The sequence below is a fragment of the Pedobacter sp. ASV1-7 genome, assembly GCF_040203335.1.
Classification (GTDB): domain Bacteria; phylum Bacteroidota; class Bacteroidia; order Sphingobacteriales; family Sphingobacteriaceae; genus Pedobacter.
In genome coordinates, this window is the sequence record NZ_JBEHBV010000002.1 from 587,012 (window position 1) to 602,485 (window position 15,474).

The 15,474-nt window shown below is 36.0% G+C and carries 18 protein-coding genes and 1 tRNA gene; 6 read left to right on the plus strand and 13 right to left on the minus strand.

The window, feature by feature from the left end; genetic code table 11:
• Positions 1-33: 33 nt before the first annotated feature.
• Complete coding sequence (locus ABDJ41_RS07390; protein WP_349785242.1) at positions 34-1,218, minus strand: sensor histidine kinase; 1,185 nt, start codon at positions 1,216-1,218, stop codon at positions 34-36.
• Between the two features lie 32 nt (positions 1,219-1,250).
• A complete protein-coding gene (locus ABDJ41_RS07395) occupies positions 1,251-2,054 on the minus strand; it encodes a DNA alkylation repair protein (RefSeq protein ID WP_349785243.1) in 804 nt (267 codons plus the stop codon).
• A gap of 111 nt (positions 2,055-2,165) precedes the next feature.
• Between ABDJ41_RS07395 and ABDJ41_RS07400 the strand changes: the two genes are divergently transcribed.
• From ABDJ41_RS07400 to ABDJ41_RS07410, 3 genes are all read left to right on the plus strand, one after another.
• Entirely contained in the window at positions 2,166-2,495 is a 330-nt protein-coding gene (locus tag ABDJ41_RS07400; protein ID WP_349785244.1) for a winged helix-turn-helix transcriptional regulator, read from the plus strand.
• A gap of 269 nt (positions 2,496-2,764) precedes the next feature.
• Positions 2,765-3,358, plus strand: coding sequence for a hypothetical protein (locus tag ABDJ41_RS07405; RefSeq protein WP_349785245.1), 594 nt, complete (start codon positions 2,765-2,767; stop codon positions 3,356-3,358).
• An 89-nt stretch (positions 3,359-3,447) separates the two neighbouring features.
• Positions 3,448-3,606 carry a hypothetical protein gene (locus ABDJ41_RS07410; protein WP_349785246.1) on the plus strand — a complete coding sequence of 53 codons (159 nt, stop codon included), beginning with the start codon at positions 3,448-3,450 and terminating at the stop codon, positions 3,604-3,606.
• Between the two features lie 43 nt (positions 3,607-3,649).
• Here the strand turns inward: ABDJ41_RS07410 and ABDJ41_RS07415 are convergent, their stop codons facing one another.
• Entirely contained in the window at positions 3,650-4,369 is a 720-nt protein-coding gene (locus ABDJ41_RS07415; protein WP_349785247.1) for a DUF421 domain-containing protein, read from the minus strand.
• 124 nt (positions 4,370-4,493) lie between these two features.
• Between ABDJ41_RS07415 and ABDJ41_RS07420 the strand changes: the two genes are divergently transcribed.
• The 3 genes from ABDJ41_RS07420 to ABDJ41_RS07430 all read left to right on the plus strand — a co-directional run bounded on the left by ABDJ41_RS07420 (position 4,494) and on the right by ABDJ41_RS07430 (position 7,469).
• Complete coding sequence (locus ABDJ41_RS07420; RefSeq protein WP_349785249.1) at positions 4,494-5,810, plus strand: paraquat-inducible protein A; 1,317 nt, start codon at positions 4,494-4,496, stop codon at positions 5,808-5,810.
• Entirely contained in the window at positions 5,800-7,095 is a 1,296-nt protein-coding gene (locus ABDJ41_RS07425) for a paraquat-inducible protein A (RefSeq protein WP_349785250.1), read from the plus strand. The genes ABDJ41_RS07420 and ABDJ41_RS07425 overlap by 11 nt, the downstream gene beginning before the upstream one ends.
• A gap of 77 nt (positions 7,096-7,172) precedes the next feature.
• The gene (locus tag ABDJ41_RS07430; protein ID WP_349785251.1) at positions 7,173-7,469 is read left to right on the plus strand and encodes a transposase; all 297 of its coding nucleotides are present in this window, start codon (positions 7,173-7,175) and stop codon (positions 7,467-7,469) included.
• Positions 7,470-8,023: 554 nt separating this feature from the next.
• On the opposite strand, the gene ABDJ41_RS07435 is transcribed toward ABDJ41_RS07430, so the two are convergent.
• The 10 genes from ABDJ41_RS07435 to ABDJ41_RS07480 all read right to left on the minus strand — a co-directional run bounded on the left by ABDJ41_RS07435 (position 8,024) and on the right by ABDJ41_RS07480 (position 15,430).
• Positions 8,024-9,121, minus strand: coding sequence for a Fic family protein (locus ABDJ41_RS07435; RefSeq protein ID WP_349785253.1), 1,098 nt, complete (start codon positions 9,119-9,121; stop codon positions 8,024-8,026).
• 164 nt (positions 9,122-9,285) lie between these two features.
• Positions 9,286-9,618, minus strand: a complete 333-nt coding sequence (locus ABDJ41_RS07440; RefSeq protein ID WP_349785254.1) for a hypothetical protein — start codon at positions 9,616-9,618, stop codon at positions 9,286-9,288.
• A 171-nt stretch (positions 9,619-9,789) separates the two neighbouring features.
• The gene (locus ABDJ41_RS07445; RefSeq protein WP_349785255.1) at positions 9,790-10,788 is read right to left on the minus strand and encodes a DUF4365 domain-containing protein; all 999 of its coding nucleotides are present in this window, start codon (positions 10,786-10,788) and stop codon (positions 9,790-9,792) included.
• A gap of 192 nt (positions 10,789-10,980) precedes the next feature.
• A tRNA-Arg gene (locus tag ABDJ41_RS07450) sits at positions 10,981-11,054 on the minus strand.
• A gap of 86 nt (positions 11,055-11,140) precedes the next feature.
• Positions 11,141-12,511 carry an exonuclease domain-containing protein gene (locus ABDJ41_RS07455; RefSeq protein WP_349785257.1) on the minus strand — a complete coding sequence of 457 codons (1,371 nt, stop codon included), beginning with the start codon at positions 12,509-12,511 and terminating at the stop codon, positions 11,141-11,143.
• 109 nt (positions 12,512-12,620) lie between these two features.
• Complete coding sequence (locus ABDJ41_RS07460) at positions 12,621-13,022, minus strand: OsmC family protein (RefSeq protein ID WP_349785258.1); 402 nt, start codon at positions 13,020-13,022, stop codon at positions 12,621-12,623.
• Between the two features lie 87 nt (positions 13,023-13,109).
• Positions 13,110-13,688: a hypothetical protein gene (locus ABDJ41_RS07465; RefSeq protein ID WP_349785259.1), complete on the minus strand. Its 579-nt coding sequence runs from the start codon at positions 13,686-13,688 to the stop codon at positions 13,110-13,112.
• A gap of 123 nt (positions 13,689-13,811) precedes the next feature.
• Complete coding sequence (locus tag ABDJ41_RS07470; protein WP_349785260.1) at positions 13,812-14,033, minus strand: hypothetical protein; 222 nt, start codon at positions 14,031-14,033, stop codon at positions 13,812-13,814.
• A 58-nt stretch (positions 14,034-14,091) separates the two neighbouring features.
• Complete coding sequence (gene dinB / locus ABDJ41_RS07475) at positions 14,092-15,192, minus strand: DNA polymerase IV (protein WP_349785261.1); 1,101 nt, start codon at positions 15,190-15,192, stop codon at positions 14,092-14,094.
• A 61-nt stretch (positions 15,193-15,253) separates the two neighbouring features.
• Positions 15,254-15,430, minus strand: coding sequence for a BF3379 family histone-like protein (locus tag ABDJ41_RS07480; protein WP_349785262.1), 177 nt, complete (start codon positions 15,428-15,430; stop codon positions 15,254-15,256).
• Positions 15,431-15,474: the final 44 nt, after the last annotated feature.

The window sequence follows — 15,474 nt, forward strand, 5'->3', positions numbered from 1 at the left end:
ATATGTTTAGAAAATAATTAAGTCTTCTTTATTTTACATGGGAATAAATGGCAAAACAAATGAAAACGTAGATCCCTTACTCAGCTCACTCTGCACTCTAACTTTACCCTCATGTAACTTGAGTATCTCTGCAACCAGGTATAGGCCTATCCCGAATCCAGTGACATGTTGTTTTCGGCTGTTATCAACCCGGTAAAACCTTTCAAACAGTCGCGACTGATCTACTTTCGAAATACCATACCCCTCATCTGTTACGCTAAATTCTACAGTTCCACTATTTAATACACATTGAATTGTTACAGTTGTAGCATCTGGCGAATATTTGATCGCATTTCCAATAAGGTTGGTCAGTACCTGACCAATCTTTTCCTTGTCGGCAGTAATCATCACCTCAGGACAGGCTTCGTATTTAATCAGATGAGAGGGACTAAGCATTAAGGCATCGCTCAATACTTCTTCCATGAGTTCACTTAAAGAAAAGTCAGAAATATTTAGTGACATCTTTCCCTCTTCCAGCCTAGAAAGATTCAAAAAGTCTTGTATTAGCGTTGTCATTTTTCCGGTTTGGGTTTCCGCACGCCTCAATACATTTTGTGTAAACGTATCCTCCCGCTGAACGGCTTTTGCAAGCGCAAGTTGTACATAAGAACGCATCGAAGTTAGAGGTGTTTTAAGTTCATGACTCACGATCGCTATGAAGTCATTTTTACGTTGTTCTTCCTGTTTTTTATCAGTGATATCCCTCGCTATCTTTGAAATACCGATGATTCCGCCAGTTGAATCCATAACAGGAGAAATTGTAAGAGAAACATCTAAAAGCTTTCCATACTTGGTGATACGTTTGGTCTCAAAATGATCCACACGTTGCCCTTTCTTTAATCTTGAGATAATCTCAGGTTCCTCTTGTAAACGATCTGCTGGAATCAGCTTCACGATCGACTGTCCTATCATTTCTTCCGCAGTATAACCAAAAAGACGTTTTGCAGAATTGTTCCAACTGGTGACAATACTGTTTAGATCCTTGCTGATGATCGCATCATCAGAACCATCCACTATTGCTACCAGCATAGCACTGCGTTGCTCTGCAAGACGAAGCTTTGCTGTCAGTATTTCCTGGTCCCTCGCCAATGAAGTTATTTCCTTCCCAGACAACCCCTGTTCAGGGATTGGGCTATTTAGCTCTTCAATATATTCTCCAGAATTGTCATTTTCTTGCATAGCTTAAAAGTACTAAAAAGCAACTCGGCAGCCTAGTTAAATGTAATATTTCTGGTTGCGCGTTTCACAATCTTTGATGTATATTCATTTGCATTATTTTCTATCCAGGAGTTGCAAAGTTTGATAACCCATTCAGGTTGGCTTTTACCTGCATCATTTAACCAATTACCTACTGAAAGCTGTACATAAGGAGATGGATCAGCTTTTAAAGGATCAAGTAAGCTCAGCGCAATTTCTGGTTTTTCTTTTAATAATGTGATATGTTTACACCATACACCACGTGGGCGGGTAGCTTCTGTAGCGAAACGTCGGATATTTTCATCATCACAACTGGTCCATTTTACAAGAATCTTTATGCATTCTGATAAATTTTCATCAATATCATTGCGCATGGCCATCCATGCTAACTCCCGAACACCGAAATGACAATCTGCTGCAAAAGGACGTATCGCTATAAATTTCGAATGAATGTCAAGAGATTTATCTAACCCAACCATATATACAGCCCAACATCTTACACTATCAGAATGATGAGATGCCAGGTAATTAAACAGTTCTCGATCTCTATCTACATCTGTTGCCAGCAAGAGCGCTCGTCCAATTTCCACAACAAGTGTTCTTACACTTGGTGAATCTAGTCCCCTGATTTCCTCTTTCACAAATTTTACAAATTGCGGATACCCGGAAAGTACATTTTCGATCAATTCCATGTGGTCAATAGCCAGCCATTCCGTTAGGTTAACACTTTCAAGAGTTCCTCTATTTAATCCAATGAGCACATCTTTGGGTATATTTTCTGGTTTTGAAGCACCTTTCCTGTTCAATAACTTATCCATTTATTCTTTTCTTTTGATGAATGTAATTTTGAAATGCTAATTTCGGGAGCTGTTCCATACGAAACAATAATGGACAAAATTGTCCCAAGCATTTTGTTAAATCTTCTGCATATGAAAACTAAACTCCGTGTATCTGAAAATAAAATCTGTCCATTGGAACATGCGGTCAATACCATCAGTGGCAAATGGAAGATTCCTATTGTATGGCACCTCAATCAAGGGATTAAAAGACCTGTTGATTTCTTCGTGCATATTGCTGACATCAACAGAAGAGTACTTACCAGACAGTTAAAAGAACTAGAGGAAAGTGGTATTATTTTTAAGACTATTATAAAGGAAAAACCGCTTGAGGTGGAATACCAATTAACGACCTCAGGTAAGCAATTGGTGGCAGCACTATGGAAGCTAAACGATTGGGGTAGCAGCTTACTTGAGGTCTGATTCCAATAGATTAAAATAGCCTTACTGTTAATGACTTAAAAACTAATCTTAAATTGAGTGTAGTTAAAATAACATGAACTGGATCACCTGTAAAATACCAAAAATATACCGCATTGCCTGTCCCTGGCTGATCACCGTTAAATAGACACTTTCTTTAACCTTTGTTAAAAATAACTTCTTTATTCCAAGAAAAAAAACAAATTACCCATATCTTGCAATTGGTAGGATAAAAGTTTTTGTAAATCAGTACAAAGTCAATAACGATAAAAATGAAAATCTATAATACCACCATACTTCTTATATTATTATCTTTTACACAGGCGGAGGCGCAGAATAAATTGGTTAAAGACATTGATTTTGACGGAAAGAACGATACCGTTTATATCGATGTTAAAGCATCAGTTATTGTGTGCCGGCTTTCCTCCCGACAATACAAGCCCTTAAAAAGCCAGCCAATAGAAATACTAAACCAACAAAGCGGTGTTAGTGCTACAAAAAATGGTTTTGAATTTCAAAACCATTGGATGCGGGCAGGATATCACAACCAATTTCGTTACGATAAAAAAACAAAACAGGTCCAATTAATTGGTATGAGCCGTTACGAGTTTGGCCCAGCCAACAACAATGGTAGTGGCGAATCCAGCGTTAATTTACTTAATGGTGATTATATAGGTGATTGGAATTATTATGACAACCTGGCCAATAATGAAAAAGGAGAATTGGTAAAAATTCCAACTATCAAAACAAAAATGTGGTTTAATAAAGTTTATTTAAAGGATTTCAGTGATAAAGTATATTTTGGTTTTTCTAAAAGATGTTCCGAGCTTTATTACAAACACAAAGCATTCATGGAATCAAAATAAAATACAAATAGAGAAAATCCGAAAAGTTCACCATGTTTGTTTATTTTGAAATACCGAACTTTAAAAGTCAATCCTATAATACCTATTATATGGAAGATATTGAAAATAAGCGCCCTGGGCAAATAACCGAACAATACTTAGCTTTTTTAGACCAACATATTGAAGATGTAGCTAACGGTAATGTCACTGACTTCCTGGAATTATTTAAATTTTCTGTACTCATAAAACGTATTTTTAAAAAAGTATGAGTTGTAATAACAAGTTCAAAAAATATTTGTTTGGCGGCTTAAATCACTTTATCCTACATGTTTTTAATGCTTTAAGCCATTTCTTGTGTCCACATTTATCACAATAATGCTCATTTACAGGATGTAGATTTAAGATATTTCCGCAATGAGTACAAGCATACTTTCCTAACTCAAAAATCTTCTCATCAGCTTTTTCAAAGAGCAAAGGCATTATTGGCAGACCGTATTTTACCTTTTCATCAGGATAAAAGAATACGCTTAAGTTACCAGATGTTTCTAATATTGCAGTTTCAACCTGCCCAAGATGAGATACACTCTGTTGACGAAGTTCTGAAAAGAATTCATCTTGCGCCAGACTTTCTTTGTTAAACCCATCTATTGAGAATTCACCATCCACAATTAAATAAACGCACTTCCCCTCAACCAAATCATCAAACTTTTTACTCTTTGCCATGAAATAAGTTGTGAGCCGATAAGCTCCTACAATAATTCCAAAAATAATAACAGGGTACAGTAGCCCTATCTCTTTGTAAAACATTGGATCTCCAGCTGCTGAACCAAGACTAATGATCACTACAAGTTCAAAAACAGAAAGCTGTCTCACTCCTCTTTTCCCCAGTAACCTCAAACCAATAAGAATAATAAAATACATTATCATAGTTCGAAGAGATATCTCTAATAGAAAGGTCCAATCTTCGTCCCCTATTAAAAAGCTATACCAGTCAATTGAAGTCATAGTCAAGTTAAATATTGATGCTGTCATAAATAGTTTATAGATGCTTATTTTCAACATCTACATAATGAAGAATGTTTTAATAAAACAATTGTCAATTCTACATTGTTGAGCAAAAAGAATTAACTAAAATTAAATAATCGATCAGCTGCCTATGCATGCCATCCCTGATGCTCAAAAGAAAAAAATTGTTTCAAGACTACTACTCATATTTGGACTCTTCATTTTATTATGTGTTGAAGGGTATTTTGGTTACCAGTTATATCAACTATCCAACCAGCAAGAAGAGATTAAAAAGGATTACTCCAACGTTAACAACATCAGCTCAGGCTTGTTCTCTGTGGAGCAATGGCGAGACAAAGTATCAGCAATTATTAATCACCAGATACGTGATTTTACGTTGACTGCAAAGCAAAAGAATGAACTTCAGAAAGAAGTGGAGAAAATCGTACTCTCGCTGATTAACAAGGCAGAATCTCTTATAAATAAACCAAAAAAAACCATTGATGGAAAAATTAAGAAGTTTCTGGTTAAAACCTTTGTAGATACAGATGACATTAAAAAGAAAGCTCCATCTCTTGCTAAAGAGATTGTTGACAAGGCTTATAATCCAACAAATAAACGGCACTTGAGTAAAATGGCAATGGACAAATTCGACGCACTTGAACGTGCGGAATATCTCGATAGCGCTGTAGCTACCACAAAATCAGCAACTGATTTGGTTTATAAAAAATATCAAGTATCCACCAAAGAAGAATTAAACAATAAACTGGTTTCCTCATTGTCTCATATCAGAACTGCAACTTACAATTATTCATTCGGTATGTTAAGTTGCATAGTTGTTGTTCTTGGGCTTTGGTGGATATTTAGAAAACGAGGTGAGTTGCATGGAACACTGTTTATTATGTCATTAATGTTTGCATTTATTCTGCTTTTCATTGGTCTAACCGCCTCTATGATCGAGGTTGATGCACGCATTAAAGCGCTGGATTTTGTGTTACTGGGTGAACACGTGGTTTTCGAAAATCAAGTATTGTTTTTCCAAAGCAAAAGCATCTTGGAAGTGGTCAAAATATTAATGAGCCAATCCAGTATCGACTCGATGTTAGTAGGCATTCTGATATTGATCTTCAGCATCCTCTTTCCAATCATGAAGCTTAGCGCAACAGGAATCCATCTGCTAAGCAAAAAAGAAATTGCAAAGCACAGACTCATAAGATTCTTTGCGTTTCAGTCAGGCAAGTGGAGTATGGCAGATGTTATAGTTATAGCCATACTCATGGTGTATATAGGTTTAAACGGCTTATTAGACAGTCAGCTAAAGAGTTTGAATATAAAAAGTGATGACTTAAATGTAATCACAACAAATAATACCTCATTGCAACCAGGGTTTATCATTTTTATCAGCTTCGTATTATACGGGCTTATTTTATCGACGATATTGAAATTTATTTCTCCTCATGAACATTAGAAAAATAGCTCATCCTAATATCCTTCTAATTGCTTGCCTAAGTTTTTTACTTTGCGCAGAAGCATGGTTTGGTTACCAGATATCAAACCTTTCCAGTCAGCAGGAAGAAATAAAAACAGATTATAGTGTTGTAAACAATATCACTTTTGGCATATTATCCGTTGATCAATGGCGGGAAAAAATGGCAAATGTGATAGATGGAAAGGTCAAAGATTTTACTATGACGGCCACACAAAAACAAGAACTGCAGGAAAAAGTCGAAAAACAGTTGTACAATCTTGTTGACCAGGCAATAGCTGAAATGAATAAACCACAAAAAGGTATTGGTGGAAAACTCAAAAAACTTGCTTTCAACGCACTGGTTGATCCAGAAGAGATCAAATCAGAAGTACCTGTTTTTGCTGCTACGATCGTCAACAGGATCAACAAACCAGAAAGTAAGAAGAAACTCAAAAGTATTGTCATCAGTAAAGTTGACCAGTTGGAAAAAGAAACTTTCGACAATACTGAGCCTGCCAGCGTTACTGTACGTAAGCATATTTATAAAAAATACGGAGTATCTGGCACAGAAGCTTTTGAGAAAACCATCAATTCACAACTGACCAATATACAATCACTCTTATATCACTATACCTATGGAATGGTTGCTTGCATCTTGTTGGCACTTTCTCTCTGGTGGTTAATGAGAAAGCAGGTAGTACTTCATACTACGCTATACATCCTTTCTCTTATGTTCGCTTTTGTCCTTTTACTAGTAGGCATCACAGCCACTGTTATAGAAGTTGATGCACGCATACAATCGCTAAACTTCACGCTGCTAAGCGAAAAGTTAGCGTTTACTAATCAGGTCTTATTTTTTCAAAGCAAAAGTATAACTGGCATTATTGAGTCATTGATTGGACAACCTAAATTTGATGCCATACTTGTGGGTATACTCATCTTACTTTTTGTAGTTATCCTGCCTGCGCTCCGAATGATTGGTAAAGGCATACTGATTTGGGGAAAAGATAAATACATAAAGAATAAGCTTGTCAGTTTTTTAGCCTTTGATTTAAGTAAATGGGATATGGCCGATGTTATGCTTGTTGGTACTGCGATGACATACATAGGTCTGAATGAGATCATAAAAAGTCAACTTTCCAATCTGAACATACAAGAGGACTTGCTTTCAACCGTGACGCAAAATAACACCTCATTACAACCAGGTTATTACATTTTTCTAACATACGTTGTATACATGTCAATATTATCAATTATATTAAAACGCACAAAGTTATTTGGATAAAATTAGAACCATGAGTGGATGAAAGTCGGTCTTATACGCCTATAGCTTTACAGTTTTGCGGAAAAACTTAAAGCAAGATGAATGAAGAGTCATTATCAAGGTTTGTATTCTCGGAAGAATTCAAAGAAAAACTGGTTGAATTGGTGGTTTACAAAAACCTGTCGGCTGCACAGGTAGCCAGGAAATACGATCTACCAAACACTCACATGTTGATCAATTGGATCAATAACTACAAGAAAAAATTAGAAAAAGGAGCCGTAACTTTAGCTCCTATGGAAAAGCCAAAGACCAAAGACAGTATTCTGTTGAAGAAGCGGATCAAGGATATTGAAAAAGCACTGGAAAAGGCCAATGCTATGATAGACCATGCCTAAAAGGAAACTAAAGTTTCGATTCGAAAAAAGGGTGGTACCAAACAATAAGGCTGATCAAAGAGAAACGCATTACAAGGATGGGCGTCGGACCGCTTTGTAAATTGTTTGGTAAAACCCGGCAGGCCTATTACGATCACATCCGCCATCTCTGCGACAGAGATTCCCGGACGATCTTGCCCTGGTGATGGTACGGTTAGTCCGTCGTGAACTTCCCGGATTAGGTGGGCATAAACTATATAGATGCCTTTATGTCCCAATTTTCTTAATGCTTTTCTGAAAAGTCTGATCCACCGTTTTACGGGAAAACACATCCAATATAGTTAAAAGCTACAAAAGCGAACCTGCATACTGATATTGAATCATTAATTAAAAAGCATGAATATAAGAACCATATACAAGACCCCAGGCCACGCAGATCCACTACAAATTTACCATCGGAGCCTATTGAAGTAGTTTCTACACTATTAATTCTTGTTTCCACAGCTTTGTTTATTGGCGCTATGATTTATATAATTTATGGTATTATAAATGGTAGATATTAGTGAGTTTGAAGTCTATTTTTTCAAGAGCTCAAATAGCTCAGTATTGATATACAATGTCTCCTTCCAGATTTTTTTAGATTGTAATACGCCAATCTTTTCCAGTCCATTAAGGTACTTTGATGCTGTTACTCTTGATACTTTAAGTCTATCCACTAGAAACTCTATTTTACAATAAGGCTGTTCAAATAATAATTCTAACAGTTCCTTATTATACAGTTTAGCTGCATTGGATTTTATTTTATCCTGTAATTTCAAAAACAGTTTATTAATCGACCTTATCTGGTCAGTTGTTTGTTTAGATGTTTCCTCTACGGCTCTTAGCATGAACAATACCCACTCTTCCCAATTGCCCTTTGTCTTCACTTCTCCAAGTAATCGGTAATAATCCGCTTTATGTTTTATAATATAATCACTAAGATAAAGTACAGGACTATCCAAAAGTCCATGTAAGCATAAATAAAGCACATTAATAATTCTACCTGTCCTCCCATTACCATCATAAAATGGGTGTATACTTTCAAACTGATAATGTTGAACGGCCAATTTAATCAATGGGGAAAGCACATCAGTTTCATTCATGTATACTTCCAAATTTTTCATCAATACAAGAATAGTATCATAGTCATCTGGTGGCGTATAAATTACTTCACCCGTAACGGCATTTTTTAACGATGTTCCTGGCAATCTTCTCAAACCAGCTTTATTCTTTTCCAGAATTTCCTGTATTTCGACTACCCCATTTGTATTCAGAAAGCCCTTTTGCATTATCATATTAAAGCCGGCAAGCATCGCTTCTCGATAGCGTAGTACTTCTTTAGTAGCATGATCTATTTGTGTACCTGTTGCGGATAAGGCCTGATAGAGTTTATCATGAGTGGTAATTACATTCTCGATCTCCGAACTCACCCGGGCCTCCTTAAGTATTACTGCATTTAAAAGTATAGACGGATTGGGTAGTGTATATGCTAATCCTTTTAATTCGGCAAGAGCAATTGAAGATTGCACAACTTGTCTCAATACAGCTATTGTCTCTACTTGAGTATGACCAGGAGGTAATAAAGGTAATTCATTAAAGGGTACGTCATTTTTCTGATTAGCAAGTTTTTTCATACAAAGTTTTTTTACATGAGACACTCATCATGTAAAGATAATCCTATTTTCTTTACATGACATCATAATGATGAAAAGAATGTTTACATGAGTACCCAAATTCTTCAAGAGCCTTTTTACGAAGATTGTTTCTAATTTGCTTCCGTTTTTCCTTGTCTACTTTGTCAGCCATTATTTTTAAGAGCTTGTAATTTATGCTGTTCTACAAATTCAATTGCATCAATCATATTTTCCGGATATCGGGCATACTTAATAAATCTTTGTATTCCATGGCGGTCAGGTTCGTAAATTGATATATGTTGATATGGGAATCCATTTTTTACAAGAAATTTAACTACCTCCCATTTTCGATTGTCACCTGCTTTCGGTGGCCGAAATCTATGTGTCACCACAATTGCTTGATTACCACATTCAGGGCATTTGAAGTTTGAAAGTCCCAAATCATCTGATGACAGATTAAATGACTTCTTACAATCAAAACATAGTTTTTTCCTCATAATTACAACAATAAAGATCACTAACTCATTTTACATTTCCAATAAATAGATGATTTGGGTTAGCCAAGATCAAATGTAACTATCAAGGAGTTCTTTTAACTGCTAAAAAGGTAAGAAGAGGCCAAGGCATTGTCTGGTCTTTGTTCATTTACCAACAAATTTTCAACGATACTACCAGTGAATACGCGTTTTTACAACAGGTTCTTTGTTTAAAAAAGCATTTATTTCAAAAATGGCATGGGTCAATTGATTAGGTTTCAATTCCAATTTAAAACTATATGAGCCTGAAAGGTAACAAGCCAGGTCTAGAAAAAACTTTCTCCTCTTTAATTTTGTAACATCTTGAATAAATTCCTCTTGCTCAAAAGATAAAAGGTCATTTGCAATATCAACCGTAAGGACTTCATCAGTAAAAGTGACACCATTTGTAAGTACTTCAGCCCAAGGTAAAATATCGTATATAGCCTCCGTAAGACTCTTTCCATTTAATAGATGAAAATAATATTCAAATCTGTTTGGATCATCGAAATCCCAATTGTAAAATAACTCAGGATAATTTTCAGAATCTGCATCAATAACTACTAGTGTGATATGATAATCATCAAATCTTGAAGTCTCTTCAATTTTTACATATAAAAATAATTGTTTTTGCCTTAAAAGCAACTTTACTTCTTCTAGTGAGGTTTGTAATTGCCAAAGCTTATATTGATATCTATTCTTAAATAGGGTAACATTTGAAAGCTCAGCCCTATGAGTATTGTTTAATATATTCTGCTTCGGAATTTTAAGCTTAAAAGATTTCCCTGTTAAAATAACAGTTGTTTCATCAACCACTTGCCAACAAGCAGTATCTAACCTGTTATTGTAAATAACAACTATCACGGGCATTGAATGATTTAACCAGTATTCCAAATGCTTTTTTGAGCCACGAAAAACAACATGATCACCATTCGATTCTTTAAAATAACTTTCTCCACATTTTATTTGAACACCAATTAACCTTCCGGACGGAGATAGGGTATTTAAATCTAAATCAACTTTTGTTATTTCAACAAAAGCGTCAATACCAAAGTCATTTACGGGCTGCTCTCTAAAAATCCATTTCAGATTTTGAGTAAAAATTTTAGCCACTGAATATACGCCGATTCTTTCTTCGCTGCTATATTTCATCTAGATAGTTTATTAGCTTGGCTTAGCCAGTAGAATTCAAATTTAAAAAACAGATGATAATGTTTTATGAAATTAGGAGACAATGGATCAGCTCCACAACATTTAGAATTTATGGTTGATCCTCAATCATTGCGATTAAAGAAAGTCCTAAAATCAAAAAAGCTCCTAGTTTTCACTAGAAGCTTTTTGAAGTACCCTGGAAGGGATTCGAACCCCTGACCCACGGTTTAGAAAACCGTTGCTCTATCCAACTGAGCTACCAAGGCATCTCCTTATTAGGAGCCGCAAAGATAGATCATAAGAAGTAAACACGCAAATCTATTTGATATATTTCTTTTAATAAACGTATAAATCAGACTGTTATTTTTCTTTGAGGAAACTTTTCAACGTGATTACTGATCAAATTAAGGATATATTCATCAGAAGGGTATGGCTGTAAAACTGACTTAAGCATTTCTGATCCATTGATATCTGTATGATGAGAAATATACCCCATACCATAGAACTTGCCCTCTTCAACTAACAAGCAACTCTGTTCATCATCAGTACGCCCCTCACCAATCACAGCAAAAGTAGGAAGCATTGTTTTTAAATGTGCTATTGCATACTTAACCCTTACGTTATAGGCTGCTGCAGATTCCTTACCTACACATGCACCACTACATCTTCCCTCTTCATGTCCTGTACAACAAGCCCGGTTCTTCTGAATAAAACATAATTTCTCACAAAGAAGATGTTCCTGAATCAATACACGAAGTAAATCATATCCCTCAAGCAAAGTATTAAAACTATACAATACAGCAGCCTGTTTCTTATATTTATCAATACCAAGGCGCATATAGCCTTTCTGGTCCTCGAATACATACAAAGCATACTTCTGCTCAAATCTCTTCAAGGCACGGTTATTTTTAGGCCATAGCCGCTTAATCTCCGCAGCTTCCAATATAAAAGCCATCAACTCAGTACCACAGACCTCAAAATCTACAGTATGAATGTTCTTTAGAAAATCCTGTCGTTGTTTTCCAGCATTATTACCACTAAAATGAGAACAAACCCGCTGATAAATGCTCTTAGCCTTACCTACATAAATAACCGTACCTTTTTGATCTTTGAAATAATAAACACCAGGAACACGCGGTAAACGATCGATTTGAGATTTAGGCAAATTTGGCGGCAGTACCTGCTCTTTTGAAGCACGACTTAATGTGTGAGCTATTACACCTTCCACATCTGCAGTCAACAACAAGGTCAAAAGCTCAGCTGTAGCAGCAGCATCTCCGCCCGCCCTATGCCTGTTATGGATATGTATATTTAAAGCAGCACAGAGCTTCCCAAGACTATAAGAACCATAACCAGGCAACAACTTACGACTTAACCTTACTGTACACAATTTCTTACAGTTCAGTTCATACCCACAACTGCTTAATTGATACTTAATAAATGAAAAATCAAAATTAACATTATGTGCAACAAATACCTTGTCATGCAGCAATTCATAGATTTCTCCAGCAACCTCACTAAATACTGGCGCATCAATAACCATATCATTGCTAATGCCAGTAAGCGATTCTATATAAGTTGGAATATCCTGCTCAGGATTTATCAAGGTATCATAAACATTAAGCACTTCCACTCCATTATGCACGAGAATTGAAATCTCAGTAATTCCATTTCCTGAAGCAAAACCTCCAGTGGTTTCTATATCTACAACAGCATACAACATCTAATATTACAAATTGAACACACAAATATGCTAATAATTTTAGCATATTTATATTTAACATTTAATTCATGAATATTTTTGTGCCCAACCGATGTCAAAAAAATATAATCTAACTAGTTACAATCTTTATAGGATTACTTAGCATTTTATGTATTGGGCATTTATCTGCGATCACAAATAAACGCTGACGTTCATCCTCTGTCAGATCTCCAGTAAATTCAATTTTCCTGGTTATCGTAGTATCCTTATTCATCTCCTCTTCTTTACAAATTGCAAGATCTATTTTAATGCTATCCAGATTATAATTCTTCCTGTCTGCATACATTCTAATAGTGATAGCAGTACAACTACCCAGGCTTGCTAACAATAGCGCGGCCGGAGGCATCCCCTCATCTGTACCTCCAACATCTGTAGGTTCGTCAGCATAAATAAAATGTCCTCCTGAATATACTTTTGTCTTATAATGAGATCTATCTAATTCTGTAACTGCGGTAATCTGGCTGTTTGACATAATGGTGTTTTTATTTTGTAAAATACGATAAAATACAAAAGGGTTGAAACATTTTTCCAACCCTTTTATCCATTAATAAAGAAAAAACTATTCAGCTTCTCTTTTTATGTAAGTTTTATTACCATTTTTATTGATGTAATATTTACCTCCCCGTGGTCCTGTTAAGATTTGCTCACCATTAGGCCCTTTTAAGCTTCTGTCTACCGTAGGCTTATAATCCTTTACAGCAACAGTCGTAGCTTTAGTTTGCGTCTTAACAGTAGTTGCTTCTTTTTTCGCAGCCTTTACAGGGGCTTCAACTTTTTCCTTATTCGCTGTATAACGCTTATCAGGAGTCCCGTCTTTTTTAAGTCCAGGAGCTGCAGTAGCCTCTTTTGCTACTGTTTTTTTAGTAGTTGTTTTTACTTCTTTGGCAGTCGATTTTGCGGCTTCTTGTGTATTGGCATAGCGCCTATCAGGAGTACCATCCTTTTTAAGTTTTACACCTGTTGCCTTAGCTTTATCCTCAGCTTTCTTTGCATCGGCTTTAACTTTAGCAGCGTCTTTTTTAGCGTCAGCCTTAGCTTTGGCAGTTTCCTTTTTAGCGGTAGATACCGCAGCAGTTTGCGCAATGCTTAGGTTTACACATAAACCAAGGATAGCGATAAGTGATAATAATTTTTTCATGGTCTTTTAAATAATCAGGTTCCTTAATTGTTAATTGCTACCCACAGGATAACACTATACAATTTAGTGTATTCTAACCATTTTATGAAAAAAATATTATTAATATTTATAGCTGATCAACGACTACATCCTGAATCTCAGGGAAACAGATCTGCCAAGCGCTTGAGCAAGTTCCGGCTCTAGTTTTACTCCTCCATCATTCTGAACCCAAACACCTTTATCATTCTTTGCTAAAACAATCTCCTGACCATCAAAACCAATACGAAGTTCTGTTGTTTCTTTATTGATTACAGAATCATTTAAAATCTCATAAATGTAATCTGAATCTTTATATGTAATACGCATTGGCAACCCCATAATCTTATCTCTGACCGACAAAGGTAAATTAAAAAAGCGTATTTGGTCAGGGAAATAATCTTGGTTGATGAACCTCCCCCTCATTTCCTGATGATTTGTCGAAATTTGATACAGAAACGCCAAGCAACCTAACGCTTTTCTCTTTAAAATCAATTCCATCCAATAAAATTTTAGCTATATCTGTAATATGCTCTTGCAATATAACTCCTTCAGCAAATGATTTACTTCTGGTAATTTGCTTAAAATCGCTAAACTTAACCTTCAATGTTACTGTACGTCCCGATAAGTGATAAGATTTCATCCTGTTAAACACTATGATCGCTAGTTTTTCAATCTCTGGTTTCATCTCATTTAGATCAATCAGATCGTACGAAAATGTATCTTCTGCACCTATAGATTTAGTTTCCTGATTAGGTTCAACAGGTCTATTGTCTATTCCACGCACAATTTTATAAAAGAAGCGACCACTCTTTCCAAATAAATTAGCCAGTTCTGCTTCAGATAGCTTCTTCAAATCAGATCCAAAGTGCAGTCCCCTCACTTTCATTTTCTCTGCCGTTACCTTCCCAACTCCATAAAACTTTTCTACCGGCAACTGTTCTATAAACTTTTCAATTTTAGAGGGGCCAATAAAAGTCAATCCGTCAGGCTTATTCATATCTGAAGCTATTTTAGCTACAAACTTATTTACCGACACTCCCGCAGATGCAGTAAGGTTCAACTCATCTTTTATTGCTTGTTTGATTTTCCTGGCAATATCAATCGCAGAACCAATGCCCAGTTTATCGTTGGTCACATCCAGATAGGCTTCATCTAATGACAGTGGCTGTATAAGATCAGTATAGCGACTAAAGATCTCTCTTATCTTTCTAGAAACTTCTTTATAGGCGGCAAACCTTGGTGCGACAAAGATTAAGTGCGGACATAACTTTAAGGCTTGCTTAGACGACATTGCAGAGCGTACGCCATACTTACGAGCTTCATAGCTTGCTGTAGCCACAACACCTCCTCTTCCTTCCGGAGATCCACCCACAGCAATGGCTTTCCCAAATAAATCAGGACGATCACGCTGTTCTACAGAAGCATAAAATGAATCCATATCGATATGAATGATCTTACGGTGCTGTTTTTTTTCTGTCTGATCCATTTGGTATAAACAAGAAAGGTCCCGATACTACCGGGACCTTCTTAAAAATAATCAAAGAATATTACTTTGCGTTCTTTTTTTCTGTTATTTCAGTGCGGATTTCCTGAGCAAGGCCTTTTAAATCTTGCATTGCTTTACGTACTCTTGTACCAGCTGCACCGTTACCTGAATTATAAAACTTGTCTGCATCAGCCTCAACACCAGCGATTAGCTCTTTTAATTTTGAAAATTTTTCCATGTTTTTCTTTCGTTTAAGATTTTTAAATATATGATATAACGCTC

What these genes read in the sequence shown, in the direction of transcription:
- dinB (WP_349785261.1), bottom strand. Translation starts at nt 15,192, where the DNA reads ATGGATCAGACAGAAAAAAAACAGCACCGTAAGATCATTCATATCGAT.
- ABDJ41_RS07410 (WP_349785246.1), top strand. Translation starts at nt 3,448, where the DNA reads ATGGAAGATATTGAAAATAAGCGCCCTGGGCAAATAACCGAACAATAC.
- ABDJ41_RS07390 (WP_349785242.1), bottom strand. Translation starts at nt 1,218, where the DNA reads ATGCAAGAAAATGACAATTCTGGAGAATATATTGAAGAGCTAAATAGC.
- ABDJ41_RS07460 (WP_349785258.1), bottom strand. Translation starts at nt 13,022, where the DNA reads ATGTCAAACAGCCAGATTACCGCAGTTACAGAATTAGATAGATCTCAT.
- ABDJ41_RS07445 (WP_349785255.1), bottom strand. Translation starts at nt 10,788, where the DNA reads ATGAAATATAGCAGCGAAGAAAGAATCGGCGTATATTCAGTGGCTAAA.
- ABDJ41_RS07420 (WP_349785249.1), top strand. Translation starts at nt 4,494, where the DNA reads ATGCATGCCATCCCTGATGCTCAAAAGAAAAAAATTGTTTCAAGACTA.
- ABDJ41_RS07435 (WP_349785253.1), bottom strand. Translation starts at nt 9,121, where the DNA reads ATGAAAAAACTTGCTAATCAGAAAAATGACGTACCCTTTAATGAATTA.
- ABDJ41_RS07455 (WP_349785257.1), bottom strand. Translation starts at nt 12,511, where the DNA reads ATGTTGTATGCTGTTGTAGATATAGAAACCACTGGAGGTTTTGCTTCA.
- ABDJ41_RS07415 (WP_349785247.1), bottom strand. Translation starts at nt 4,369, where the DNA reads ATGACAGCATCAATATTTAACTTGACTATGACTTCAATTGACTGGTAT.
- ABDJ41_RS07400 (WP_349785244.1), top strand. Translation starts at nt 2,166, where the DNA reads ATGAAAACTAAACTCCGTGTATCTGAAAATAAAATCTGTCCATTGGAA.
- ABDJ41_RS07430 (WP_349785251.1), top strand. Translation starts at nt 7,173, where the DNA reads ATGAATGAAGAGTCATTATCAAGGTTTGTATTCTCGGAAGAATTCAAA.
- ABDJ41_RS07465 (WP_349785259.1), bottom strand. Translation starts at nt 13,688, where the DNA reads ATGAAAAAATTATTATCACTTATCGCTATCCTTGGTTTATGTGTAAAC.
- ABDJ41_RS07440 (WP_349785254.1), bottom strand. Translation starts at nt 9,618, where the DNA reads ATGAGGAAAAAACTATGTTTTGATTGTAAGAAGTCATTTAATCTGTCA.
- ABDJ41_RS07425 (WP_349785250.1), top strand. Translation starts at nt 5,800, where the DNA reads ATGAACATTAGAAAAATAGCTCATCCTAATATCCTTCTAATTGCTTGC.
- ABDJ41_RS07470 (WP_349785260.1), bottom strand. Translation starts at nt 14,033, where the DNA reads ATGCGTATTACATATAAAGATTCAGATTACATTTATGAGATTTTAAAT.
- ABDJ41_RS07480 (WP_349785262.1), bottom strand. Translation starts at nt 15,430, where the DNA reads ATGGAAAAATTTTCAAAATTAAAAGAGCTAATCGCTGGTGTTGAGGCT.
- ABDJ41_RS07395 (WP_349785243.1), bottom strand. Translation starts at nt 2,054, where the DNA reads ATGGATAAGTTATTGAACAGGAAAGGTGCTTCAAAACCAGAAAATATA.
- ABDJ41_RS07405 (WP_349785245.1), top strand. Translation starts at nt 2,765, where the DNA reads ATGAAAATCTATAATACCACCATACTTCTTATATTATTATCTTTTACA.